General features: G+C 65.3%; 21 protein-coding genes. 7 read left to right on the forward strand and 14 right to left on the reverse strand.

Annotation, left to right across the window (positions count from 1 at the left end):
• Window positions 1-3: 3 nt before the first annotated feature.
• A complete protein-coding gene (locus tag ACIP90_RS02415; RefSeq protein WP_400576494.1) occupies window positions 4-948 on the forward strand; it encodes a heme A synthase in 945 nt (314 codons plus the stop codon).
• A gap of 119 nt (window positions 949-1067) precedes the next feature.
• On the opposite strand, the gene ACIP90_RS02420 is transcribed toward ACIP90_RS02415, so the two are convergent.
• Entirely contained in the window at window positions 1068-2030 is a 963-nt protein-coding gene (locus ACIP90_RS02420) for a heme o synthase (protein WP_400576497.1), read from the reverse strand.
• A 507-nt stretch (window positions 2031-2537) separates the two neighbouring features.
• On the opposite strand from ACIP90_RS02420, the gene tkt reads away from it, so the two are divergent.
• From tkt to pgl, 6 genes are read left to right on the forward strand one after another with little or no spacing between them, the layout of a single operon-like run.
• Complete coding sequence (tkt, locus tag ACIP90_RS02425; RefSeq protein ID WP_400576778.1) at window positions 2538-4655, forward strand: transketolase; 2118 nt, start codon at window positions 2538-2540, stop codon at window positions 4653-4655.
• A gap of 29 nt (window positions 4656-4684) precedes the next feature.
• Window positions 4685-5803, forward strand: a complete 1119-nt coding sequence (gene tal / locus ACIP90_RS02430; protein WP_400576500.1) for a transaldolase — start codon at window positions 4685-4687, stop codon at window positions 5801-5803.
• Window positions 5804-5809: 6 nt separating this feature from the next.
• Window positions 5810-7444: a glucose-6-phosphate isomerase gene (locus ACIP90_RS02435; protein WP_400576502.1), complete on the forward strand. Its 1635-nt coding sequence runs from the start codon at window positions 5810-5812 to the stop codon at window positions 7442-7444.
• 15 nt (window positions 7445-7459) lie between these two features.
• Window positions 7460-9019, forward strand: a complete 1560-nt coding sequence (gene zwf / locus ACIP90_RS02440; RefSeq protein WP_400576505.1) for a glucose-6-phosphate dehydrogenase — start codon at window positions 7460-7462, stop codon at window positions 9017-9019.
• Entirely contained in the window at window positions 9016-9957 is a 942-nt protein-coding gene (locus tag ACIP90_RS02445; protein ID WP_400576508.1) for a glucose-6-phosphate dehydrogenase assembly protein OpcA, read from the forward strand. Before zwf ends, ACIP90_RS02445 begins: the two co-directional genes overlap by 4 nt.
• Window positions 9947-10765, forward strand: coding sequence for a 6-phosphogluconolactonase (pgl, locus tag ACIP90_RS02450; RefSeq protein ID WP_400576510.1), 819 nt, complete (start codon window positions 9947-9949; stop codon window positions 10763-10765). The genes ACIP90_RS02445 and pgl overlap by 11 nt, the downstream gene beginning before the upstream one ends.
• On the opposite strand, the gene ACIP90_RS02455 is transcribed toward pgl, so the two are convergent.
• The 13 genes from ACIP90_RS02455 to uvrA form a co-directional block, all read right to left on the reverse strand.
• Window positions 10736-11146, reverse strand: a complete 411-nt coding sequence (locus tag ACIP90_RS02455; protein WP_400576513.1) for an RNA polymerase-binding protein RbpA — start codon at window positions 11144-11146, stop codon at window positions 10736-10738. The genes pgl and ACIP90_RS02455 overlap by 30 nt on opposite strands.
• Window positions 11147-11245: 99 nt before the next feature.
• Window positions 11246-11503, reverse strand: coding sequence for a preprotein translocase subunit SecG (secG, locus tag ACIP90_RS02460; RefSeq protein WP_400481606.1), 258 nt, complete (start codon window positions 11501-11503; stop codon window positions 11246-11248).
• 48 nt (window positions 11504-11551) lie between these two features.
• Entirely contained in the window at window positions 11552-12367 is an 816-nt protein-coding gene (gene tpiA, locus ACIP90_RS02465) for a triose-phosphate isomerase (RefSeq protein WP_400576516.1), read from the reverse strand.
• Window positions 12368-12465: 98 nt separating this feature from the next.
• The gene (locus ACIP90_RS02470) at window positions 12466-13692 is read right to left on the reverse strand and encodes a phosphoglycerate kinase (RefSeq protein WP_400576519.1); all 1227 of its coding nucleotides are present in this window, start codon (window positions 13690-13692) and stop codon (window positions 12466-12468) included.
• A 10-nt stretch (window positions 13693-13702) separates the two neighbouring features.
• Entirely contained in the window at window positions 13703-14713 is a 1011-nt protein-coding gene (gene gap / locus ACIP90_RS02475) for a type I glyceraldehyde-3-phosphate dehydrogenase (protein WP_400576521.1), read from the reverse strand.
• A 266-nt stretch (window positions 14714-14979) separates the two neighbouring features.
• Entirely contained in the window at window positions 14980-15603 is a 624-nt protein-coding gene (locus ACIP90_RS02480) for a superoxide dismutase (RefSeq protein ID WP_400576524.1), read from the reverse strand.
• A 168-nt stretch (window positions 15604-15771) separates the two neighbouring features.
• Window positions 15772-16752, reverse strand: coding sequence for a DNA-binding protein WhiA (whiA, locus tag ACIP90_RS02485; RefSeq protein ID WP_230117204.1), 981 nt, complete (start codon window positions 16750-16752; stop codon window positions 15772-15774).
• 9 nt (window positions 16753-16761) lie between these two features.
• A complete protein-coding gene (gene yvcK / locus ACIP90_RS02490; RefSeq protein ID WP_400576528.1) occupies window positions 16762-17775 on the reverse strand; it encodes a uridine diphosphate-N-acetylglucosamine-binding protein YvcK in 1014 nt (337 codons plus the stop codon).
• Entirely contained in the window at window positions 17775-18698 is a 924-nt protein-coding gene (rapZ, locus tag ACIP90_RS02495) for an RNase adapter RapZ (protein WP_400576779.1), read from the reverse strand. The genes yvcK and rapZ overlap by 1 nt, the downstream gene beginning before the upstream one ends.
• A gap of 103 nt (window positions 18699-18801) precedes the next feature.
• Window positions 18802-20814, reverse strand: coding sequence for an excinuclease ABC subunit UvrC (uvrC, locus tag ACIP90_RS02500; RefSeq protein ID WP_400576531.1), 2013 nt, complete (start codon window positions 20812-20814; stop codon window positions 18802-18804).
• A 41-nt stretch (window positions 20815-20855) separates the two neighbouring features.
• Window positions 20856-21524 (reverse strand): lysophospholipid acyltransferase family protein, encoded by a 669-nt coding sequence (locus tag ACIP90_RS02505; RefSeq protein WP_400576533.1) that lies wholly within the window; start codon window positions 21522-21524, stop codon window positions 20856-20858.
• A complete protein-coding gene (locus ACIP90_RS02510; protein WP_400576535.1) occupies window positions 21511-22227 on the reverse strand; it encodes an HAD hydrolase-like protein in 717 nt (238 codons plus the stop codon). The genes ACIP90_RS02505 and ACIP90_RS02510 overlap by 14 nt, the downstream gene beginning before the upstream one ends.
• 142 nt (window positions 22228-22369) lie before the next feature.
• The gene (gene uvrA, locus ACIP90_RS02515; RefSeq protein WP_400576537.1) at window positions 22370-25297 is read right to left on the reverse strand and encodes an excinuclease ABC subunit UvrA; all 2928 of its coding nucleotides are present in this window, start codon (window positions 25295-25297) and stop codon (window positions 22370-22372) included.
• Window positions 25298-25317 lie beyond the last annotated feature (20 nt).

The following is a 25317-nucleotide window of genomic DNA, read 5'->3' on the forward strand; positions in this document are numbered from 1 at the left end:
ACCGTGAGCACGGCTTCGCGCCTCCCCCAGATGGTCAGCCGCATTACGTCCAGGCTGCCGGTAACAGTTGATGCGGCCGTCCGCCGGCTCGCGGTGCTTTCCCTGATCGGCCAGACGATCCTGGTGGTCACCGGTGGCGCCGTCCGGCTCACCGCCTCCGGCCTGGGATGCCCCACCTGGCCCCGCTGCACCGAAGCCTCCCTCGTGAACACCCCGGAAATGGGCATCCACGGCTTCATCGAGTTCGGGAACCGGCTGCTGACCTTCGCCCTCGCCGCCGTGGCGGCCCTGATGCTCGTCTACCTCTGGAACCTGCGGAAGGAGCGGAAGGACCTGTTCCTCCTGGCCCTGGGTCTCCTGGCCAGCATCCCGGCCCAGGCCGTCATCGGCGGGATCACGGTCCTCACCAAACTGAACCCCTGGGTGGTGGGACTGCACTTCCTCGTCTCCATGGCGCTCGTGGTTTTTGCCACGCTCCTCGTCAACCGCGCCTACGGACGAACCGGCCGCTACATGACTCACGTGTTGCCTGCGTTGCCCGGCGTCGCGCGTCCGGTGATGACCGCCGTCGCCCTTTTCTCCGCCGTGGCCGTCATGCTGGGCGTAGTGGTCACCGGGGCCGGCCCGCACGCCGGAGACGCCGAGGCGCCCCGCAACGGCCTCGACTGGGATCTGTTTTCGCACGTCCATGCCGTCCCCGCCTACCTGATCACCGCCGGGACACTGTTCGCCTGCTACATGGTCTTCCAGCGCCGCATCGCGGGGCCATTCCGCTCAGCCGTCCTGATGCTGCTGGGCGTCACCCTGCTGCAGGCCGTCATCGGCTTCACCCAGTACTACAACGGCATACCCGCACTCCTCGTAGGCGCGCATATGTTGGGCGCCGCAATGCTCATGAGTGCCGCCACGAATGCATGGGACGTCGCGCGTTACAGCCCGGCGCACTAGCCCCCATCCATCCAACGCTCCCTCACCTCCTGACGCTTAAAAGCGAACGCTCCCTCACCTGGTGTGACGGAGCGTTTGCTGTATCGGCACCAAAAGTGAGGGAGCGTATGGGTTGGGGGCTAGCCGGCCATGATGGACGAGCCCACGAACGGGTCGACGGCCAGGGCGATGAACAACAGCGTCAGGTAGCTGATGGAGCCGTGGAAGACCTTCATGGCGCCCTTGTCCGAGAGGTCCCCGCCCTGCGCCCGGTTGTACAGCGCGTGCGATTCGTACAGGAACCATGCACCGGCCACGACGGCCGTGACGGTGTAGACCCAGCCAGCCCCGCCGGTCGGAACCATCAGCAGGGAACACGCAACCATGGCCCACGCATAAAGGACCACCTGCACGGACACCACCCTGGCGCCCGCGATGGCGCCCAGCATGGGCACGTTGGCGTTCCGGTAGTCCTCGCCGTACCGCATGGACAGCGGCCAGTAATGCGGGGGCGTCCACAGGAAAATCACCATGAACAGCACGACGGCGGGCCACTCGACCGTGTTGGTGACAGCGGACCAGGCGATCAACACCGGGAAGCAGCCGGCTGCGCCGCCCCAGACGATGTTCTGCGCCGTGCGGCGCTTGAGGATCATGGTGTAAATCACCACATAGAACAGGATGGCGCCGAGGCCCAGCCAGGCCGACAGCGGGTTGGCGCCGAACCAGAGAATGGCGATGGCGGCGGCGCCCAGGAGCCAGGCGAACACCAGCGCTTCGCGGGGGGTGACTTCGCCGGTAACCAGCGGCCGCTTTTCCGTACGGTGCATCAGCTTGTCGATGTCACGGTCGATGTAGCAGTTGAAGGCACCCGCACTGCCGGCCGCGAAGGCCCCGCCCACAAGCGTGGCAAGGATCAGGCCCAGGGACGGAAACCCGCGCTGGGCATAGATCATGGTGGGCAGCGTGCTCACGAGCAGAAGTTCAATGACCCGCGGTTTGGTGAGAGCAAGGTACGCCTTGGCCTTGCGTGCTAATCCGGCTCTTCCGTGGACCCTGGCTGAGGTCAGCGGCGTATCTGTTGTGCTCACGTTGGCAGTCACTCTGTTCTGTCTGGCTGTGTGGTCTGACTGATCTGCCCGAATCCTGGGTCCGGAATGATCCCTCAACGGCGGTTGACGGGCTGGAAAGTCCGCTGCGCGGTCCCTGCCTGTACGCCGGTGGCCTCCCGATATCATACCGCGGTCCGGCATGCGTCCGCGGCACCCGCCCGACGCGGCAATTCACTGAAAATGATTTCTCCGAGCCTGCTTCGATCACATTAACGCAGCGGCCAAAAAAAGACTGTTCACAAAACAAAAATTGCGTCCATCTACTGAGATTTCCCCTGCCCGCACTGTGGAATAGAGCTAAGCTGTCAGCAGATCAGCGCGCAGTGGGAGGCGGTGAAAATCCGCATTCCCACTCCGTCCAGCGACTGAATGAAGATCAACGTTTCAATGGTGAACGGCTGGTAGACAAAAACGCAGCGGGCACCAGACTGTGCCCTCCTGCGACCTGTCCCTACCGCCTGCCATCAGCACAGAGAGGGGCCCGGATTCGTGCCACATTTGGAAGAGCAAGAACTGTCATGGACCGATCTGGACCAGCGCGCCGTTGACACCGTACGTGTCCTGGCCGCCGACGCCGTCGAAAAGGTGGGCAACGGCCACCCCGGCACCGCAATGAGCCTGGCTCCGGCCGCATACCTTCTCTTTCAGAAGATGATGCGCCACGACCCGCAGAACCCCGACTGGATCGGCCGTGACCGCTTCGTCCTGTCCCCCGGTCACACCTCGCTGACCCTGTACATCCAGCTGTTCCTCTCCGGGTATGGCCTGGAGCTGAAGGACCTGCAGGCCCTTCGCACCTGGGGCTCGCTGACACCGGGGCACCCCGAGTACAAGCACACGGCGGGCGTGGAAATCACTACCGGCCCCCTGGGCCAGGGCCTGGCGTCCTCTGTGGGCTTCGCCTACTCCCAGCGCCGCCAGCGCGGCCTGTTCGACGCCGACGCCGCCCCCGGCACCTCCCCGTTTGACCACACCATCTGGGTCATCGCTTCCGACGGCGACCTCCAGGAAGGGGTCACTTCCGAGGCCTCGTCCCTCGCCGGCCACCAGGAGCTCGGCAACCTCGTCGTTATTTATGATGAGAACCACATCTCGATCGAAGACGACACCGACATCGCCTTCACCGAGGATGTCCTGAAGCGCTACGAAGCCTACGGCTGGCACGTCCAGCGCGTGGACTGGACCAAGACCGGCGAATACAAGGAAGACGTCCAGGAGCTGTACTCGGCGCTGCGGGCCGCCAAGGCCGAGACGTCCAAGCCCTCCATCGTTTCGCTGCGGACCATCATCGGCTACCCCGCCCCGAAGAAGCAGAACACCGGCAAGATCCACGGCTCCGCCTTGGGCTCGGAAGAAGTTGCAGCACTGAAGGAAGTTCTTGGCTTCGACCCCGAGAAGTCCTTCGAGGTGGACGAGGACGTGCTGGCCCACGCCCGCGCCGTCGTGGACCGCGGCGCCCACGCCCGCAAGGAATGGGAAGAGTCCTTCACCGCATGGCAGTCCGCCAACCCGGACGCCGCTGCCCTGCTGGAGCGGGTCGAGGCCCGCAAGCTTCCGTCCGAGCTGGACGCAGCCCTGCCGGTCTTCCCGGCCGGCAAGGACGTGTCCACCCGCGCCGCCTCGGGCAAGGTGCTGAACGCCATCGGCCCGGTTATGCCGGAACTGTGGGGCGGCTCGGCCGACCTCGCAGAGTCGAACAACACCACGATCGAGGGCTCGCCGTCGTTCGTTCCGGCCTCCAAGCAGACCGATGCCTGGTCCGGCAACCCCTACGGACGTGTGCTGCACTTCGGCATCCGCGAACACGCTGCGGCCTCGATCGTGAACGGCATCGCCCTGCACGGCAAGACCCGCGCATTCTCCGGTACGTTCCTGATCTTCAGCGACTACCAGCGCCCGGCCATCCGCCTCGGCGCCCTCATGGGAGTGCCGTCCCTGTACGTCTGGACGCACGACTCGATCGGCCTGGGCGAGGACGGCCCCACCCACCAGCCCGTGGAGCAGCTTTCCTCCCTCCGGGCCATCCCGGGCCTGGACGTGGTCCGTCCCGGCGATGCCAACGAAGTCTCGGCAGCGTGGAAGGCCATGCTGGCGAACCACGAGAACCCGGCCGGCATCGTCCTGACCCGCCAGAACATCCCCACCTACGCCCGGGGCGAGGGCGAAGCCCAGGGTGACACCTTCGGTTCCACCGCCGGCGTGGCCAAGGGCGGGTATGTCCTGGCCGAAGCGTCCAGGGACGGTCAGACCGTGGACGCCCAGGTCATCCTGATCGGCACCGGTTCCGAGGTCCAGCTCGCCGTCCAGGCCCGCGAGGCGCTCCAGGCCGAGGGCATCGCCACCCGCGTGGTGTCCATGCCGTGCGTTGAGTGGTTCAACAAGCAGGATGCCGCCTACCGCGAGGCAGTCCTGCCCGCAGCGGTCAAGGCCCGCGTTTCCGTCGAAGCCGGCCTGTCCCTGGGCTGGAAGGAATTCGTCGGCGACGCCGGACGCTCCATCAGCCTCGAGCACTACGGCGCCTCGGCAGACTACAAGCGCCTCTTCCAGGAATTCGGCATCACGGCAGAAGCTGTCGCCGCTGCCGCCAAGGATTCCCTCGCCGGACTACAGTCCTGACACCCCCACAGTTTCAAGGAGAAAAGATCATGACCACCACTCCCACCCAGCAGCTTTCCGACGCCGGTGTTTCCATCTGGCTCGATGACCTCTCCCGGGGCCGCCTCAAGACCGGCACCCTGCAGAAGCTGATCGAAGAGAAGAACGTCGTGGGCGTCACCACGAACCCCTCGATCTTCCACGCCGCCATCACCACCGGCCACGACTACGACGCCGTCATCGCCAGGGAAGCCGCGGCGGGCGCGTCCATCGAGGACACCATCTTCGAGATCACGACGACGGACGTCGCCGACGCCTGCGACCTGTTCGCACCGGTCGCCGCTGCAACCAACGGTGTTGACGGCCGCGTGTCGATCGAAGTTGACCCCCGTCTCGCCTGGGACGCCGCCGGAACGATCGCCGAGGCCAAGCACCTCTGCAAAAAGGTCAACAAGGACAACGTCCTCATCAAGATCCCCGCCACCCTCGAGGGCCTGGAAGCCATCACGGCCACCCTGGCCGAGGGCATCAGCGTCAACGTGACCCTGATTTTCTCCCTGGAGCGCTACCGCGCCGTCATCAACGCCTTCCAGTTGGGTCTTGAGCAGGCCAAGGACAACGGGCACGACCTCTCCAAGATCCACTCGGTCGCCTCGTTCTTCGTCTCCCGCGTGGACACGGAAATCGACAAGCGCCTCAACGCCATCGGCACCGACGAAGCCAAGGCCCTCAAGGGCAAGGCCGGCCTGGCCAACGCCCGCCTGGCCTACCAGGTTTACGAGGAGCAGTTCTCCACCGAGCGCTGGGCCGTACTCGCCGAGGCCGGCGCCCTGCCGCAGCGCCCGCTGTGGGCCTCCACCGGTGTGAAGGACCCGGCCTACCCGGACACCCTCTACGTCACCGAACTCGTCGCCCCCGGCGTCGTGAACACCATGCCGGAAAAGACCCTGGACGCCACCTTCGACCACGGCGTCATCACAGGCGACACCGTCACCGGCACCTACGCAGAAGCAAACAACACGCTCAACGCCCTGGAGGCCCTCGGCGTCTCCTACAACGACGTCGTTGCCTTGCTGGAATCCGAAGGCCTCGACAAGTTCGTTGCCAGCTGGAAGGAACTGCTGGCCGACGTTGAGGGCGCCCTCGCCAACGCACGGAAGGCTTCCTAGTCCACGATGAGCACACTCAGCTACGACGCCACCGGCGCCGCCCGGAAGGCCCTTGAGCAGCACCTGCCCGCACTGGTGGAGGACCGTATTGCCACCCGGATCTTCGCCAAGGACCACACCCTGTGGGGTCCCGACGCCGAATCAGAGTCGTCAATCCGCCTGGGCTGGGTCGAGGCGGCCACAGTCTCGCAGCCCCTCGTGGACGGCATCCTGGAGCTTCGCGATGCCCTGAGGACCGAAGGAGTCACTCGCATTGTCCTCTGCGGCATGGGCGGCTCTTCCCTTGCTCCTGAGGTCATCGCCGGCACCGCCGGCGTCGAACTGACCGTGCTGGACAGCACCGACCCTGATCAGGTCGGAGCTGCCCTCGCGGACCGGCTCTCCGAGACCGCGATCGTGGTTTCCTCAAAGTCGGGATCGACCCTCGAAACGGATTCGCAGCGGCGGATCTTCGAGCACGCTTTCACCGAAGCCGGCATCGATGCCAAGAGCCGGATTATTATCGTCACCGATCCGGGCTCCCCACTGGACAAGGCCTCCCGGGAGGCCGGATACCGGGCCATCTTCAACGCTGACCCCAACGTGGGCGGCCGCTACTCTGCTCTTACCGCCTTCGGACTGGTTCCGTCCGGCCTGGCGGGCGTGGACATCCGGTCCTTCCTTGAGGAAGCAGAAGAAGCCGCGGAAATCCTCAACGAGGATGCCCCGGAAAATATCGGCCTGGCATTGGGAACGGCCCTTGGAGGCACCAACCCCCTGCGGGACAAGATCGTCATCGCCGAGGACGGCTCCGGCATCGTCGGTTTCGCGGACTGGGCTGAACAGCTCATCGCCGAATCCACGGGCAAGCTCGGCACCGGTGTCCTTCCGGTCGTGGCAGGCCCGAATGCCCCGGAGGTCACCTTCGGCGCCGAAGACGTCCTGGTGATCCGCCTCGTGAGCCCGGACGCCGACGTCGAACTCGGTGAAAACGAAGTTGCCATTGCCGGCGGGCTCGCCACCCAGATGATGGTGTGGGAGTTCGCCACCGCCGTGGCCGGGCGCCTTCTGGGCATTAACCCCTTCGACCAGCCCGACGTGGAAGCCGCCAAGGTTGCTGCCCGCGGCCTGCTGGACGCACAGCCGGAGCCGACGCCCGCAGCCTTCACCGACGGTGCCATCGAGGTCCGCGGCGGCGAGTGGCTGGGGAACGCCGGTACGGCAGCCGAGGCAGTCTCGGCCCTGCTCTCGCAGCTGGATGCCCACGGGTACCTCAGCGTCCAGGCCTACTTCGACCGCCTGGCGTACTCGCAGCTTGAAGGAATTCGCGACGAACTCGCCCGGGTGAGCCGCCGGCCGGTCACCTTCGGCTGGGGACCCCGCTTCCTCCACTCCACCGGCCAGTTCCACAAGGGCGGCCCCGCAATCGGCGTGTTCCTGCAGGTCACGGCTGCTTCCAGCGATGACCTCGCCATTCCGGAACGCCCGTTCACCTTCGGGGAGCTGATCGCTGCACAGGCCGCCGGCGACGCCCAGGTGCTGAGCGAACACGGCCGCCCGGTCCTCCGCCTCCACCTCACGGAGCGCGCAGCGGGCGTGGCCCAGCTCCAGGAGATTGTTTCGTCGTTTGCCGGCCAGGCAGCGTCCGCCACTGAAAGCTAAGGCACTTAATTAACCATGCCAGATACTTTGAACGGCAGAAGGTCAGCAGGCAGGAACGGGAACCCATTGCGGGATCCGCGGGATCGCCGGTTGAACCGGATTGCTGGACCGTCTTCGCTCGTGCTTTTCGGGGTCACGGGTGACCTTGCGCGCAAGAAGCTCATGCCCGCCGTGTATGACCTCGCTAACCGTGGCCTGTTGCCGCCCAGTTTTGCCTTGGTGGGCTTTGGCCGGCGGGAGTGGGACAACGCGGAGTTCGCCGCGGAGGTCAGGGATGCCGTGACCTCGTATTCGCGGACGCCGTTTGATGAGGCGGTGTGGAACCAGTTGTCTGAGGGCATACGTTTCGTGCAGGGCGAGTTCGACGACGACGCGGCGTTTGAGCGGCTTGGTGAGACGATCGCTGAGCTGGATGAGCAGCGCGGCACGCGCGGCAACCACGCGTTTTACCTCTCGATTCCGCCCAAGGCGTTCGAGCAGGTCTGCCGGCAGCTTTCCAGGCATGGCCTGGCGCAGGCCGAGGGTGAGAAGTGGCGCCGGGTGGTGATCGAGAAGCCGTTCGGGCATGACCTGGAATCGGCCCGGCAGCTGAACAACATTGTGGAGTCGGTGTTCCCGCCGGATGCGGTGTTCCGGATCGATCATTACCTGGGCAAGGAGACGGTGCAGAACATTCTGGCGCTGCGCTTCGCGAACCAGTTGTTCGAGCCGTTGTGGAACGCCAATTATGTGGACCATGTGCAGATCACGATGGCCGAGGACATCGGTACCGGCGGCCGGGCGGGGTATTACGACGGGGTGGGCGCGGCGCGGGATGTGATCCAGAACCACCTGCTGCAGCTGCTGGCTTTGACGGCGATGGAGGAGCCGATTTCCTTTAATGCCGATGATCTGCGCACGGAGAAGGAAAAGGTCCTCGCCGCGGTGCGGTTGCCGGAGGATCTGTCCACGCATTCGGCGCGCGGGCAGTTCGCCGGCGGCTGGCAGGGCGGGGAGCAGGTCCAGGGCTACCTGGAGGAGGAAGGCATCCCCGCCGATTCCACCACCGAGACGTTCGCCGCGATCCGGGTGGACATCAACACCCGGCGCTGGTCCGGCGTGCCGTTCTACCTGCGCGCGGGCAAGCGGCTGGGCCGTCGTGTCACCGAGATCGCGGTGGTCTTCAAGCGGGCGCCGAACCTGTTGTTCCGTGACCACAGTGATGATGACTTCGGGCAGAACGCGGTGGTGATCCGGGTCCAGCCCGATGAGGGCGCGACGATCCGGTTCGGGTCCAAGGTCCCGGGCACGCAGATGGAGGTCCGGGACGTGACGATGGACTTCGGGTACGGGCACTCGTTCACCGAGTCCAGCCCGGAGGCGTACGAGCGGCTGATCCTGGACGTGCTCCTCGGTGAGCCGCCGCTGTTCCCGCGGCATGAGGAAGTGGAGCTGTCCTGGAAGATCCTGGATCCCTTCGAAGAGTACTGGGCGCAGCTGGGCGAACAGCCCGAGCCTTACGCCCCCGGCAGCTGGGGTCCGGCCTCGGCTGATGAGCTGCTAGCCCGCGACGGACGCACCTGGAGAAGGCCATGATTGTAGATCTTCCGAACACCACCACCTCTCTGATTTCCAAGAAGATCATGTCCCTGCGCGAGCAGGGCGGGGTGATCGCGCTGGGCCGGGTGCTCACCCTCGTGGTCGTCACCAAGTCCGGGCTGGAAGAGGAAGCGATCGAGGCCGCGAACGAGGCCAGCCGGGAACACCCCTGCCGGATCATCGTGCTCGCCGACGCCGGCTCTGCCGCGCCGAACCGGCTCGACGCCCAGATCCGGGTCGGCGGGGACGCCGGGGCCTCGGAGGTGATCGTGCTGCGCGGCTTCGGGGAACTCGCCGAGGAAAGCGAGTCCCTGGTCGCGGCGCTGCTGCTGCCCGACGCCCCGATCGTGGCCTGGTGGCCGCACGGCGCGCCGAAGAACGCCTCCGAAACCTCCATCGGCAAGATCGCGCACCGGCGCATCACCGATTCGGCGAACGAGGCCGAACCCCAGGTCGCGCTGGAAAACATCCGCAACACCTACAAGGCCGGCGACACCGACCTGGCCTGGACCCGCCTGACGAACTGGCGCATCCAGCTCGCCGCCGTGCTGGACCAGGTCGACTCCTCCCCGGTCACCGCCGTCGCGGTCGAAGGCGCCTCGGACTCCCCGTCCACGATCCTCCTCGCGGCCTGGCTCACGCTGTCCCTGGACGCGCCCGTCACCATCGTCGCGGACCCCGCCGGCACCGGCATCCGCCGCGTCCGCCTCACTCGAGCCACCGGCGACATCCAGCTCTTCCGCCCCGGACTCTCCGTCGCCGAACTCACCCAACCCGGACAGCCCGTCCAACGCATCTCCCTGCCCCGGCGCAGCCTCCGCGACTGCCTCGCCGAAGAACTCCGCCGCCTCGACCCCGACGAAGTCTTCGGTGAAGTGATTACTATTGGACTGCCACGTACCAATCTAAGGAGTGTCCGTCCCAGTGAGCGCTGACCCTAGAGTAAGCATCCATCCAGACTCTTCCGTCCTCATGGCCGCCATCGCGGCTCGCCTGATCACCAAGCTCGTTGATGTCCAGGACAAATTTGGTGAAGCAACGGTGGTGCTTACCGGAGGCACGGTGGGTATCGGAACCCTTAAGGCGGTGGCGGATTCACCGGCAGCGCCTGCGGTCGACTGGTCCAAAGTGAATTTCTGGTGGGGGGACGAGCGCTTCGTCGCCGCCAAGGATCCGGACCGCAACACACTCCAGGCCCACCAAGCGCTGCTCCAGCACATCGACGTTGACCCGTCGCGTGTCCACGAGCCGGGCTCCACGGACGACTTCGACACGCCGGAACTGGCCGCCGAAGACTACGCCCGCCGCCTCGGCGAGGCGGCTGCCGCCGAACACGCCGCCGACATGTCGGATAACAGGTCCGAGAACCCCGGAAGGCTTCCCCGCTTCGACGTCGTCCTGCTGGGTGTGGGGCCCGATGCCCACATCGCGTCCCTCTTTCCCGAGCAGGCGGGCATCCGCGAGAAGCAGCTCACGGTTGTGGGAGTGCGCAACTCCCCCAAGCCGCCTCCGGAACGGATCTCCCTGACGCTTCCTGCGATCAATACAGCATCAGAAGTGTGGATGGTGGTGGCGGGCGAGGACAAGGCAGGCGCAGTGGGTCTGGCCCTTGCGGGCGCCAACCCTGTCCAAGTCCCGGCGTCCGGCCCTGCCGGCCGTTCCCGCACTCTGTGGCTGATTGACGAGAACGCGGCCTCCAGGGTGCCGTCACAGCTAGTCCGCAAGGCCCCTGCCGGCTCGTAGCCTTCGCAGCGCTCCAGCCAGGACGTCTTCCGCGTCCTGGCTGGAGCGTCTTTCTTTAACGTAGTCCAGATGGCTCTTGTAGCCGTCCGCATCATCGGAGGGTACCGGATCCTGGGCCGCGCCGGGATGCCGGGAGGCGGGCTTCCCGCACCGGCGGCAGTCCCAGGCTTCGGGGATCTGGTCGTCGGGCAGCTTAACGAAAACAGGCCGCGTCTCGTGTCCCTGGACGCACCAGTAAGAAACACAAATACGCGGCAGTTGCTCACCGGGCGGACCATCGCCCTGATTTTTCAAGCCCGTTCCCTGGGTGACACCCACACGGGTGCCCCGGAAATTGGAAGACGGATGCGCCACCGGGAACTCCTCACTACTAAGGACCATGGCTGTTAAGGGTCAACAGCCACAGTTTAGTGCGGAGTCCCCGGTGGCGTCAGTGGTGCCCGGGGCAGTGACCGGAACTACCGGTCAGGCAAGGGCGGGCTAGGAGTCGGCGACGCCCGTGAACCGCATCAGCAGGCCCAGCGCGATGATCACGGCGCCCCAGGTGATGCCCAGGATGACAGTGAACCTGTTCAGGTTCTTTTCAGCGACACCCGATGAGCTCAGGCCGGAACTCATTCCGCCGCCGAACATGTCCGACAGTCCGCCGCCACGTCCCTTATGGAGCAGGATGAGCAAAGTCAGCAGGAGGCTGGTGACGCCCAGGAGGATCTGCAGAATGACATGAAGAACGTCCACGACGGCCTTTCAGAAGATTGGAAATGCGGGAGTTGACCGGTGTCCGGACTAGTCCGTCACCAGGTGACTCTCGAACCTGACAATATTAGCAAACTCGGCCGGGTCGAGGCTGGCGCCGCCGACCAACACGCCATCAACGTCGCGCTCGTTGAGGATGGCCGCGGCGTTGTTGGCCTTCACAGACCCGCCGTACAGCAGCCGCACCTTGGCCGCGACGTCTGCGCCGAACAGTTGGGCAAGCTCGGCCCGGATGGCTGCGCACATTTCCTGGGCGTCTTCGGGGCCGGCAACCTCTCCCGTGCCGATGGCCCAGACAGGCTCATAAGCGACCACGAGCTCGGCGGCCTGTTCTGCCGAGAGCCCCGCAACGTCAGCACGGAGCTGGTTCAGCGTGTGCTGGACGTGGGTGCCCGCCTGGCGGATTTCCAGGCCTTCGCCGACGCACAGCACCGGAGTGACGCCGTGGCGGTAGGCGGCCTTGACCTTGGCGTTCAGCACGTCATCAGATTCATTGTGGATGGTGCGGCGTTCGCTGTGCCCCACCAGTACATACTTGCACCCGAGCTTGTTCAGGAACTGTCCTGAGATGTCGCCGGTGTAGGCGCCGGAGTCGAACTGCGACAGGTCCTGCGCGCCGTAGGCGACGTCGAGTTCGTCACCCTGGACGAGCGTCTGGACGCCGCGAAGGTCCGTGAAAGGCGGGAAGACGGCTACTTCCACCCGGCTGTAGTCATGCTTGGCGTCCGACAGGGTCCAGGCCAGCTTCTGCAGGAGTGTGATGCCTTGGACGTGGTCCATGTTCATCTTCCAGTTGCCCGCAATCAGGGGGGTGCGGTCAAAGCTGCCGTTAGTTGACGTTGTCACGTGTTCTCCAAAAGTGCGGCTCAAATGTGCTGATCATGGGAAGCAGCCGGCAGGGCGCCCGAAACCTGCGGCTCGGGCGCCCTGCCGGCTGGGAGTGTTTAGCGGTCCAGAACGCTCAGGCCGGGGAGTTCCTTGCCTTCAAGGTATTCCAGGCTTGCGCCGCCTCCAGTGGAAATATGACCGAACTGGTCGTCGGCGAAGCCGAGGGTCCGGACTGCAGCGGCGGAGTCGCCGCCGCCCACCACGGTGAAGGCGTCCGTTTCCGTCAGGGCCTGCGCAATGGCGCGCGTGCCGCCGGAGAACGCTTCGAATTCGAAGACGCCCATGGGGCCGTTCCAGAACACCGTCTTGGCTGCCTGGATCCGCTCCGCGAAGGCTTTCGCGGAATCCGGCCCGATGTCGAGGCCGATGCCCTGAGGGCCGAAGCTGCTGCTTTCGATGGCGTCGGCGCTGACCGTCTCATGGTCTGCGTCCGCGGCGAATTTCGCGGCAACCACGACGTCCGTGGGCACCACAAACTCCGTGCCGGCATCGGCAGCGCGCTTGAGGTAATCCTGCACCACGGGGATCTGGTCCTCTTCCAGGAGGCTTCCGGCTACCTTGTGGCCCTCTGCTGCAAGGAACGTGAACAGCATGCCGCCGCCGACGAGGATCGTGTCAGCCTTGCCGATCAGGTTGTCAATGACAGCGAGCTTGTCGGAAACCTTCGAGCCGCCGAGTACCACGACGTAGGGGCGCTGGGTGTCTGCCGTGAGCTTGCGCAGCACCTCCACTTCCGTGTGGACCAGGTCGCCCTGGTAGGACGGAAGCCGCGTGGCGACGTCGTACACGCTGGCGTGCTTGCGGTGCACGGCACCGAAAGCGTCATCCACGAAAGCGCCGTTCTCGCCGGTCAGTGCTACCAGCTCATCCGCAAAGGCGCCCCGCTCAGAGTCGTCTTTGCTGGTTTCGCGGGCGTCGAAGCGGACGTTCTCGAGAACCAGGGCCTGGCCATCCTCCAGCGAGGAGGCGAGCTCCTTCGCCGAACGTCCCACCGTATCCTCGGCAAGCGAGACGGGGAACGACGCAAGCTCGGCCAGCCGGGCCGCAGCGGGCTTGAGCGAGTACTTGTCATCCGGGGCGCCCTTGGGGCGGCCCAGGTGGGCTGTTACCAGCACACGGGCACCGGCGTCCGTCAGCTTTCCCAGCACTGGCAGTGAGGCCTTGATGCGGCCGTCGTCAGTCACTGTAGAGCCGTCGAGCGGCACATTCAGGTCACTTCTGACGAGAATGTACCGCCCGCGGACACCTTCAGCGATCAGTTCGTTGAGGGTGTGAAATGTCATGTAGCTAACCCTAGCCCAGCTTTGCGGCAACAAGCTCCGTGAGGTCCACCAGGCGGTTCGAGTAGCCCCATTCGTTGTCATACCACGAAACAACCTTGACCTGGTTGCCGATGACCTTGGTCAGTCCGGAGTCGAAGATCGACGACGCGGGGTCGCCCACGATGTCGGAGGAGACGATGGGGGCATCGGTGTAGGTCAGGATTCCCTGGAGTTCGTCCGACTCCGCTGCCTTCCGCAGGGCGGCGTTGACTTCCTCGACGGTGGTTTCGCGGCCGACGGTGACGGTGAGGTCCGTGGCGGAGCCGGTGGGAACCGGAACGCGGATGGCGTAGCCGTCCAGCTTGCCCTTGAGTTCCGGCAGGACCAGGCCGATGGCCTTGGCTGCACCCGTGGAGGTCGGAACCATGTTGATGGCGGCGGCGCGGGCGCGGCGGAGATCGTTGTGCGGGCCGTCCTGCAGGTTCTGGTCAGCCGTGTAGGCGTGGACCGTGGTCATCAGGCCGCGCTCGATGCCGAAGGCGTCGTTGATGACCTTGGCCAGCGGGCCGAGGCAGTTGGTGGTGCAGGAGGCGTTGGAAATGATGTGGTGTGCTGCGGGGTCGTACAGTTCGTGGTTGACGCCCATGACGATGGTGATGTCTTCATCGGAAGCCGGTGCGGAGATCAGGACCTTCTTGGCACCTGCGTCAATGTGCTTCTTGGCGGCTGCTGCCTTGGTGAAGAAGCCCGTGGATTCGATGACGATGTCGACGCCGAGCTCGCCCCAGGGCAGGTTGGCCGGGTCACGCTCGGCCAGGACCTTGATGGCGTTGCCGTTCACGACCAGGTTGCCCTCTTTGACCTCAACGGTTTCGGTCAGGCGGCCGCCGACGGAGTCGTACTTCAGCAGGTGGGCCAGTGCCTCGGGGCTGGTGAGGTCGTTGACGGCAACGATCTCGAGATCGGCACCCTGTGCAAGTGCTGCGCGGAAGTAGTTGCGGCCGATGCGGCCAAAGCCGTTGATACCAATACGGGTGGTCACTTTTTCAGTCTCCTTGGTGCTTGTGAAGCACAACTAGTTGAGCGGGCGTTCAAGCCAACTAACAGATCCCGCACGCCATTGGGCAGAGATGATTACCAGATCGGAGGGCGACCAGCCACATTGCTGAAGGCTAACCGCCTTCCGTGATCCATCTTACGTTTAAGAAGGTCCGCCCCCGCAAGTGCGGGGGCGGACCGTCCACATTTCGGCCCTAAACGGACTGAATGTGAAGTTTGTTACCAGTGCTTGTTGCGCTGGTCACATGCTTAGAGGGTAATCAGGCCCGTGGCGTTGGCACGTGCGGCGGCGAAGCGCTGCGCGACGTCGGCCCAGTTCACGATGTTCCAGAATGCCTTGACATAGTCAGCCTTGACGTTGACGTAGTCGAGGTAGAAGGCGTGCTCCCACATGTCCAGCATGAGCAGCGGCGTGGTGCCGAGTGCCACGTTGCCCTGCTGGTCATACAGCTGCTCGATGACCAGGTTGCCGCCGATGGGTTCGTAGGCCAGGAAGCCCCAGCCGGAGCCCTGCAGGCCGAGTGCCGCAGCGGAGAACTGGGCGCGGAAAGCGTCGAACGAGCCGAAGGCGTCGTCGATGGCTGCAGCCAGCTCGCCTTCCGGCTTGTCGCCGCCGTCCGGGGACAGGTTGTTCCAGAACACGGAGTGGTTGACGTGGCCGCCGGTGTGGAAGGCCAGGTCCTTCGAGAGCCGGTTGATGTTGGCGAAGTCGCCCTTGTCGCGGGCCTCGGCGAGCTGGGCCAGCGCGTTGTTGGCGCCCGTGACGTAGGCTGCGTGGTGCTTGCTGTGGTGCAGCTCCATGATCTTCGCGGAGATGTGGGGCTCCAGCGCTGCGTAGTCGTACTTGAGTTCGGGCAGAACGTACTCGGTCACAAAATCCTCCAATGTCGTGGACAGTTTGTCCGGTTTGGTAACTCTCGGATTGTGCATCCGGACGACGGGTCATCCGGAAATCTCAATGGCGGGAACTGGCTGACCCGGGCCCGGAAGTCGCGGCCCGTCAGGTTAGTCCACCATCTGGTCTTGATTCTAGGGGCGCCGTTACTCGTCCAGCATTTCCGGCGTCACATTGGCATCCGTCCCCGGAATGCCAAGGTCGGAGGCGCGTTTGTCCGCCATCGCGAGCAGGCGCCGGATCCGGCCGGCGATTGCGTCCTTGGTCATGGGCGGGTCCGCAAGCCGGCCAAGCTCGTCGAGGCTGGCCTGCTTGTGCGCCACGCGGAGCTCCCCCGCGTACTTCAGGTGTTCAGGGACGTCGTCGCCCAGGATCTCCAGGGCGCGGTCAACCCGTGCGCCGGCAGCTACGGCTGCCTGCGCCGAGCGGCGAAGGTTGGCGTCGTCGAAGTTGGCCAGACGGTTGGCGGTAGCGCGCACTTCCTTTCGCATCCGCCGTTCTTCCCAGACCATGAGCGCGTCGTGCGCCCCCATCCTGGTGAGCAGGGCGGCGATGGTATCGCCGTCGCGGATCACCACGCGGTCCACTCCCCTGACTTCGCGCGCCTTGGCCTGGATTCCCAGCCGGCGGGCTGCTCCGACGAGGGCCAGGGCGGATTCAGGACCGGGGCAGGTGACTTCCATAGAGGACGACCGGCCCGGCTCGGTGAGGGAGCCGTGGGCCAGGAAGGCGCCGCGCCACACCGCCTCGGCATCGGCAGCGGAACCGTTGACGACCACCGACGGAAGACCCCGCACCGGGCGTCCCCGGGTATCCAGGAGGCCGGTCTGGCGTGCCAGTGCCTCGCCGTCACGGACTACGCGCACCACGTAGCGGCTGCCTCGCCGCAGGCCGCTGCCGGAAACCACAATGATTTCACTCTGGTGCCCGTACACTTCCGCGATGGCCGCCCGCAGACGCCGGGCGGTTGAAGCCAAATCCACCTCGGCTTCAATGACGATCCGGCCGGAGATGATGTGGAGCCCTCCGGCGAAGCGGAGCATGGCCGATACTTCGGCCTTGCGTACCGACGACTTCTTAATGTCCAGGCGGGACAGTTCTTCTTTGACTGATGCTGTCAGTGCCATGACACCTTCCTAACTGTTCCCGAAAATATCCTGGTAGGCCGTTGCCAGCCGCAGGGGGTCGTGGACGGGACGCTGACCCGAAGCCCCTACTTTACCCAAGACAACCTCGGCTCCGATCATCCCCGCGGCCCGCTCAAATTCCTTCACGTCTGATACGGATGCGGGGTCGGCCAGCACGACGTCGGCCGTGAAGTCCGGTGCATAGCTGCGCAGGACGCGCAGGTGGTCAGCGGCGGACATCCCTGAGGTTTCCTTCGTGTCCATGGCCAGGTTCATGGTGAGGCAGCGCTTGGCCGGCGTGTCGCACAGCGCCTGCCGCATCTCAGGCAACAGCAAGTGCGGAAGGACCGAGGTGTACCAGGACCCCGGGCCCAGGATCACCCAGTCGGCAAGTTCAATCGCGGAAAGGGCTTCAACGCATGCCGGCGCCTCCTCCGGCATGAGCCGTACGCTTTCCAGCGAACCGGCGACGGCGCAGCGCGCCTGGCCCCGGATGGTGGTCAGCGTGCTGCTGCCGTCCGGCGCGGTAACCCGCACGTCGCCCTCGATGGTGAGTGGCACCGTGGACATCGGCAGGACCTGGCCACGGGCCCCAAGCAGCGCTCCGGCCCATTTCAGCCCGGCCACGGCGTCGCCGAGCAGCTCCCACAGGGTGACGATCAGCAGATTGCCCATGGCGTGGTCGTCCAGCGAACCGCCGCCGGGCCCGGACCGGAAGCGGTGCTGCATGACGTCGCGCCACGTGCGGCCCCAGTCGGTGTCATCACACAGCGCCGACAGGGCCATGCGCAAGTCGCCGGGCGGCAGGACGCCGTACTCTTCGCGCAGGCGCCCGGAGGATCCGCCGTCGTCCGCCACGGTGACGATCGCCGTCAGTTCAGAGGTCAACAGCCGCAGCGCGGAGAGGGATGCCGCGAGGCCGTGGCCTCCGCCCAGGGCAACCACAGATGGGCCTTTGGCCTGCTGCGAGCCCGCCAGCCCTGACGGCGGAACGAGGGGCAGCGGGCCGGTCAGCACGCCCATTATTCGCGGCCCAGGTCCCGGTGCGTGGTGGTCACCGTGACGCGTGGATACTGCGCCAGTTTCTTGGAGAGCTCGACGGCGACCGCCACCGACCGGTGTTTCCCGCCGGTGCAGCCCACGGCGATGGTGGCGTAGTGCTTGTTTTCCCGACGGTATCCGTCGAGGACCGGCTCGAGCGCCATGACGTAGCGTTCCACGAAAGTCGGGACGCCCTCGGCTTCGAGGACGTAGTCGCTGACGTCCTGGTCAAGGCCGGTGTGCGGCCTCAGCTTGGGTACCCAGTGGGGATTGGGTATGAACCGGACGTCGGCAACGTAGTTCGCGTCAACAGGCAGTCCGTATTTGAAGCCAAAGCTCATGATGTTCAGGCGCAGGGCCACGGGGCCGGTCTCGGAGAAGAGTTCGGTGATGGCGGTGGCCAGGCCGTGGACGTTGAACGTGGATGTGTCCAGGACGAGGTCGGAGGAATCCCGCAGCTCTTTCAGGAGCTCGCGTTCCGCGGCGATGCCGTCCAGGATCCTGCCGCCGCCCTGCAGCGGGTGCGGGCGCCTGCCCTGCTCGAACCGGCGGACCAGGACGTCGTCGCTTGCGTCCAAGAACAGCACGCGGAAGGTGACCCCGCTGGCCGCCAGGGCATGGAGGGCGGCGCGGATGTCGGCGAACAGCGCCTTGCTCCGGACATCCACCACGACCGCAAGCCTGGGGATCGTCTGCGGGGCGTGCGACACGAGCTCCGCCAGGGTGCCCAGCATCTGCGGGGGCAGGTTTTCGACGACATACCAGCCGTGGTCCTCCAGCGCGTCGGATGCCGTGCTGCGGCCGGCTCCGGACATGCCCGTCACCACGAGCAGTTCGGCCTCGACCGGCTTCACAGGCGTGAGGCCGTCCTCATCCACGCCGGTTCCTGCCGTCGGCTCTGCCATCAATTCCAGCCCCATTTCTGCTCTTGCCTGCCGTGTGCGTGCGCACACTACTTGCGCGCCGCAAGATGTCCGTACTTACCCTAGCTAAGAATCAGGACGCGGGCTAAGTTTCCAGCACTTCGCCGGTGGTCATGTTGATGGCCGGAACGGTGTCCAAGGACTCGGCGCCCGCGCCGTTGGCACTGAAGTGGGTGACAATGGCAGCCGCGAGAGAAGGTCCGATGCCTTTGGCGGCCGTAAGCTCCTCTGCAGTTGCCGCCTTTATTTTCTTCACGGACCCGAAGTGGGCCAGCAGAGCCTTGCGCTTGGAGTCGCCGAGACCCGGGACACCGTCAAGGGCAGAAACCGTCATCGCCTTGCCGCGCTTCTGCCGGTGGAATGAGATGGCGAAGCGGTGCGCCTCGTCGCGGATGCGCTGCAGCATGTACAGCCCCTGGGACGACCGGGGCAGGATCACCGGGAAGTCACTGTCCGGCAGCCATACTTCCTCCAGCCGCTTGGCCAGCCCCACCACGTAGACGTCGTCCACGCCGAGACCCGCCAAAGCGCGGGCGGCCGCGTTGACCTGCGGTTTTCCGCCGTCGACCACCACGAGATTGGGTGGGTAGGCAAACTTGGCCTTGGGCGCCGGGGTGGTGGTGTCGGCCACAGCAACCCCGCCGCCGGCGGTCTCCGGGGGTGCCATCCCGGCGTCGGCGGCCTCCACCTGCGCCGTCTTGTCCACGAGGTAGTGCCGGAAGCGCCGGGTCAGGACGTCGTGCATGGCGGCTGTGTCATCGGTTGCCGCCGGCCCGGTGATGGAGAACTTGCGGTAATCGGACTTCTTGGGCAGCCCGTCTTCCACCACCACCATGGATGCCACCACGTTGGTTCCCTGGACATGCGAGACGTCATAGCACTCGATCCGCAGCAGCGGTACGGGCAGCTCGAGGGCCTCCTGAAGTTCCTGCAGCGCCTGCGACCGCACGGTGAGGTCACCCGCCCGCCGGGTCTTGTGCAGCCTGAGGGCGTGTTCCGCATTGTCCCTGACGGTAGACATCAGGGCGGCCTTGTCGCCGCGCTGCGGCACCCGGATGTCCACCTTTGCGCCGCGAAGGCCGCCCAGCCATACCGCCAGCTCGGCGGCATTGCTCGGCTCCACGGGGACCAGCACTTCGCGGGGCAGCCTGCCCTGGACTTCCGCGTCCTCGCCGTAAACCTGCTGCAGCAGGTGTTCGACGAGGTCCGGCGTGGTGAAGTCCTCCACCTTCTCCACCACCCAGCCGCGCTGGCCCCGGACCCTGCCGCCGCGGACGTGGAATACCTGGACTGCGGCTTCGAGCTCGTCCTCATGCAGTGCGAAAATGTCGGCGTCCGTGTCCTCCGCCAGCACCACGGCGTTCCGCTCAAAGACTTTGCGGAGGGCCGCGATATCGTCGCGGATCCGAGCGGCCCGCTCGTAGTCGAGCTCAGCGACGGCGGCAGCCATGTCCTTTTCCAGCCGCGCGATGAAGCGCTTGGCCTCTCCGCCCATGAAGGCACAGAAGTCCTCGGCCAGGGCCCGGTGTTCCTCGGGGGTGACACGGCCGACGCAGGGCGCCGAGCACTTGTCGATGTAGCCGAGCAGGCACGGCCGGCCACTGGCCTGGGCCCGCTTGAGGACACCGGCGCTGCAGCTGCGCACCGGGAACACACGCAGCAGGGTGTCCATGGTTTCCCTGATTGCGCCGGCAGTGTACGGTCCGAAGTAGCGCGTGCCCTTGCGCCGCTCGCCGCGCATCACCTGCACGCGTGGCAGTTTCTCCCCCATCGTGACGGCGAGGTACGGGTAGGTCTTGTCGTCCCGGAAAACAACGTTGAACCGCGGCTTGAATTCCTTGATCCACGTGTATTCGAGCTGCAGGGATTCCAGTTCGCTTCCGACGACGGTCCACTCGACGCTGCTGGCGGCGTGGACCATCGCGTGCGTCTTCGGCAGGAGGCCCGCGGGGTTGGCGAAGTACGAGTTCAGGCGAGAGCGGAGGTTCTTGGCCTTGCCGACGTAGATGACCCTGCCGTGGGGATCCCGGAACCTGTATACGCCCGGATTGGTAGGAATTTCGCCCGTCTGGGGTCGGTAACTTGCTGGATCTGCCACGCTTCCAGTCTACTGAGCCGGCGGAGGCCCCCTGGCCGTCCCTACTCGATGACCTTGCTCTGGTTATAGCCTGTGGAGCGCTCCTGCCCGCTGAGCTCTGCGATGGCGTCCATGATGCGGTCGGTGACCTGCCGGCGCGCCGGCAGGGAGTGGTCCGGCCCGGTCTTCTCGAAATACAGCGGCTCGCCGACCTTCATGGTGAAGTGCTGGGGCTTCACGGCATTGCGCCCCGCGGGCTGCAGCTTCTCCGTGCCTATGAGGCCAACGGGAATGACGGGGGCACCTGTGGTGAGGGCCAGCCAGCCCACCCCGGTCCGGCCGCGGTAGAGGATCCCGTCGCGGGAACGGGTGCCCTCCGGATAGATGCCGATCCCCCTTCCGTCTTCCAGGATGTCCAGGAGCGTCTTGAGCGCCTGCACGCTCGCGGCCTGTTCACCGCGCTCCACAGGAATGGAACCGACAGCCTGGAAAAAGGACTTCATGAGGCGCCCCTTGACCCCCTTCGTCGTGAAGTACTCGGCCTTGGCGAAAAAGGCCACGGGACGCGGCATCAGCGCCTGCACGATCACGCTGTCCAGGAAGGAGAGGTGGTTGGGAGCCACAATGAACGGGCCGTCCTTCGGCACGTTCTCCAGGCCGATCACCGTTGGCCGGCACGTGCCCGAAATCAGTCCGCGGGTGGTCCACCTGATGCTGTCAAAGAGCTCCATCGTTGCGCACCTCACTCAAAGCCACGGCCCGGACCGATTCCAGCTCTTCGATCGCATTGCGCAGGCCCGGCGCGTCGTGGACCACAGCCACGGCGCCCGCGTTCTCAAGTTCGCCGTCGGGGGCGAAGCCCCAGCTGACGCCAATGCAGTCGATGCCGTTGGCAATTGCGCCCGCCACGTCCTGCGCACGGTCACCCACCATGATGGCGTGCTGGGTGTGGAGGTCTGCCATGGCGGCGGCGATGATGCCGGTCTTGCCGACGGGTCCTGCGGCTGCGGCGGATTCATCCACAGAGGATCCCCTGATCGCCGCGAAGCGGCGCGCTATCTTGTGATGTTCCAGAACGATGTGTGCGAGGTTCTCCGGCTTTTGTGTCGCCACTGCCACAGGCCGTCCTGCTGCGGCGTAGCGGTCCAGGAGCTCTGCGATCCCCGGGTAAAGACGGCTTTGCGAGATGCCTGTATCCAGGTAGCGCATCCGGTAGCTGCGGATGACGTTCTTAAGCAGGGCCTGCGGAACGCCTGCGACGGTCAGCAGTGAGTCGCTCAGCTTTGGCCCCACCATCGCGTCCAGAAGATCCTGGCTTGGGACGGGAATACCGAATTCCGCGAGAGCCGCGGCAATTCCGTCTGTTATTCCGCCGGCCGGATCGACAAGAGTGCCGTCCAGGTCGAAGATCACGGGCACTATTGTTGAAGTCACCGGCTTAGTTTCTCACGAGAGCACCTCTGCACAAATTCACATGCCGTGCGGGGAATACTTCCCCGCACGGCATGAATAGGTTCGGTGGTCCGGGTTGCCGGCATGCACCGCGGCGCGCTCTCCCGCCCCCAAGAGTGCTTTCTTAGCCGAGAATCTCGGCCAGGAACGTCGCGGTGTGGCTATCCTTCGATTTGGCCAGCTGCTCGGGTGTCCCCGATGCCACGATCCGGCCGCCGCCCGAGCCGCCGTCCGGTCCGAGGTCAACGATCCAGTCCGCACTCTTGATGACGTCGAGGTTGTGCTCGATGGTGATGACGGTGTTGCCCTTGTCCACCAAGCTCTGGAGCACGAGCAACAGCTTGCGGATGTCCTCGAAGTGCAGCCCCGTGGTGGGTTCGTCCAGAACGTAAATGCTGCGGCCGTTTGAACGCTTCTGGAGCTCGGCGGCCAGCTTGACGCGTTGGGCCTCGCCGCCGGAGAGCGTGGTGGCGGGCTGGCCGAGGCGCACGTAGCCCAGGCCGACGTCCACAAGGGTGTTGAGGTGGCGGGCGATCGGTGAGAAGGCCGCGAAGAATTCGGCGCCCTCCTCGATGGGCATGTTCAGCACGTCAGCGATGGTCTTGCCCTTGTAGTGCACTTCGAGCGTCTCGCGGTTGTACCGGGCACCGTGGCAGACCTCGCACGGCACGTATACGTCCGGCAGGAAGTTCATCTCGATCTTCAGGGTGCCGTCACCGGAACATGCCTCGCACCTGCCGCCCTTGACGTTGAAGGAGAACCGTCCGGGCATGTAGCCCCGGACCTTGGCTTCGGTGGTCTCAGCAAACAGTTTGCGGATGTTGTCGAAGACGCCTGTGTAGGTGGCCGGGTTCGAGCGCGGGGTGCGGCCGATTGGGCTCTGGTCCACGTGGACCACCTTGTCGAGGTGCTCCAGCCCCTGCACCGTGCGGTGCCGTCCGGCAACCTGCTTGGCACCGTTGAGCTTGTTGGCCAGCACCTTGTAGAGGATCTCGTTGACGAGGGTCGATTTGCCGGAGCCACTGACTCCGGTTACGGCAGTAAAAAGGCCCAGCGGAAAGGCGGCGTCGACGTTGAAGAGGTTGTTTTCCCTGGCGCCGACTACCTTGATTTCACGCTTTTTGTCGTACTTCCGCCGCTTCTTGGGGATGTCGATCTTCTTGCGGCCCGAGAGGTATTCGCCCGTGAGGGATGCATTGTTCTTCAGCAGGGATTCATAGGAGCCCGAATGCACCACCTGGCCGCCGTGCTCCCCCGCCCCCGGGCCGATGTCCACAATCCAGTCGGCTTCATGGATCGTGTCTTCATCGTGCTCCACAACGATGAGCGTGTTGCCCATGTCCCGGAGCCTGGTGAGCGTTTCGATCAGCCGGCGGTTGTCACGCTGGTGCAGGCCGATGGAGGGCTCGTCGAGCACATACAGCACGCCGACGAGTCCTGAGCCGATCTGCGTGGCAAGCCGGATCCGCTGGGCCTCGCCGCCGGACAGTGTTGCGGACGGGCGCTCAAGGTTCAGGTACTCCAGGCCGACATCCAGCAGGAAAGTCAGCCGTGCCTGGATTTCCTTCAGGACCTGGTGGGCGATCTGCGCTTCACGTCCTGTCAGCACCAGGTTGTTGAGGAATGCGGCGCACTCGCGCATGGGCAGCGCAGCGACCTCGGCGATCGATTTGCCGTTGATCAGGACCGACAGCGACGCAGGGTTGAGCCTGGCGCCGTTGCAGGCAGGGCAGGGAACCTGCCGCATGTATTCCTCGTAGCGGTCCCGGGCCCAGTCCGAGTCCGTCTCGCCGTGCTTGCGGTGCACATACTGGATTGCGCCTTCGAACCCGGTGCTGTATTTACGCTCCCGGCCGAACCTGTTGCGGTATTGGACCACAACCTTGTGGTCCTTGCCGTGGAGGACGGTCTGGCGGACGTCGTTGGGCAGCTTCTCCCACGGGGTGTCCATGGAGAAGCCCACCTCCTTGGCCAGCCCGTCCAGGAGCCGGTTCCAATATTCCGTGGTGGCGGTGCCGAGCGACCAGGGCGCGATGGCGCCTTCTGCGAGGGAGAGTTCGGGGTTGGGGACGATCAGCTCCTCGTCGACTTCGAGCCGCGTTCCGATGCCGCTGCACGCCGAGCAGGCGCCGAAGGGGTTGTTAAATGAGAACGACCGAGGCTCGATTTCGTCGATCGCCAGAGTGTGCTCATTGGGGCAGGCAAGGTTCTCGGAGAACGCCCGCAGCCGGTCGGGCGCATCGGCGTCTAGGTCCACGAACTCGGCCAGCACGCGGCCTTCGGCCAGCCCGAGGGCCGTTTCGATGGAATCGGTCAGCCGCTGGCTGATGCCCTCCTTGACCACGAGGCGGTCCACTACCACTTCGATGGTGTGCTTGAACTGCTTGCCGAGCTTGGGCGGATCGCTGAGCTGGATGAGTTCGCCGTCCACCCGGGCACGCGAATAGCCCTTAGCAGTCAGCTCCTTGAAGAGGTCGACGAATTCGCCCTTGCGGCCGCGGACCACGGGTGCGAGCACCTGGAACCGCGTGCCCGATTCGAGCTCCAGCAGCTGGTCCACGATCTGCTGCGGCGTCTGCTTGATGACAGGCTCCCCGCAGACCGGACAGTACGGCCGGCCGACGCGCGCCCACAGGAGGCGCATGTAGTCGTAGATCTCGGTAATGGTGCCGACGGTCGAGCGGGGGTTCTTGCTCGTCGACTTCTGGTCGATGGACACGGCCGGAGACAGGCCCTCAATGAAGTCGACGTCCGGCTTGTCCACCTGACCCAGGAACTGCCTGGCGTAAGCCGACAGTGATTCGACGTAGCGGCGCTGGCCCTCGGCAAAGATCGTGTCGAAGGCGAGGGACGACTTCCCTGATCCGGAGAGTCCGGTGAAGACGATCATGGCGTCGCGCGGAAGATCGAGGTCCACGTTGCGCAGGTTATGCTCCCGGGCGCCTTTGACAATCAGGCGGGACAGGTCCGGACGCACGGGCTTCGCAGAGGTCAGGGGCACGACGGCGGAGTGGGCATCTACGGCTGTTTCTTCAGCTACGGCTTTAGGCACCATCCAATGCTAATCGAAAA

Origin of the sequence: Arthrobacter sp. NPDC093139, from assembly GCF_044754165.1 — a bacterium.
In the GTDB taxonomy this organism is placed as follows: Bacteria; Actinomycetota; Actinomycetes; order Actinomycetales; family Micrococcaceae; genus Arthrobacter.

What these genes read in the sequence shown, in the direction of transcription:
- rapZ (WP_400576779.1), bottom strand. Translation starts at nt 18,698, where the DNA reads ATGGCAGAGCCGACGGCAGGAACCGGCGTGGATGAGGACGGCCTCACG.
- ACIP90_RS02445 (WP_400576508.1), top strand. Translation starts at nt 9,016, where the DNA reads ATGATTGTAGATCTTCCGAACACCACCACCTCTCTGATTTCCAAGAAG.
- whiA (WP_230117204.1), bottom strand. Translation starts at nt 16,752, where the DNA reads ATGGCACTGACAGCATCAGTCAAAGAAGAACTGTCCCGCCTGGACATT.
- zwf (WP_400576505.1), top strand. Translation starts at nt 7,460, where the DNA reads ATGCCAGATACTTTGAACGGCAGAAGGTCAGCAGGCAGGAACGGGAAC.
- ACIP90_RS02470 (WP_400576519.1), bottom strand. Translation starts at nt 13,692, where the DNA reads ATGACATTTCACACCCTCAACGAACTGATCGCTGAAGGTGTCCGCGGG.
- yvcK (WP_400576528.1), bottom strand. Translation starts at nt 17,775, where the DNA reads ATGGGCGTGCTGACCGGCCCGCTGCCCCTCGTTCCGCCGTCAGGGCTG.
- ACIP90_RS02455 (WP_400576513.1), bottom strand. Translation starts at nt 11,146, where the DNA reads ATGGTCCTTAGTAGTGAGGAGTTCCCGGTGGCGCATCCGTCTTCCAAT.
- tal (WP_400576500.1), top strand. Translation starts at nt 4,685, where the DNA reads ATGACCACCACTCCCACCCAGCAGCTTTCCGACGCCGGTGTTTCCATC.
- ACIP90_RS02505 (WP_400576533.1), bottom strand. Translation starts at nt 21,524, where the DNA reads ATGGAGCTCTTTGACAGCATCAGGTGGACCACCCGCGGACTGATTTCG.
- ACIP90_RS02435 (WP_400576502.1), top strand. Translation starts at nt 5,810, where the DNA reads ATGAGCACACTCAGCTACGACGCCACCGGCGCCGCCCGGAAGGCCCTT.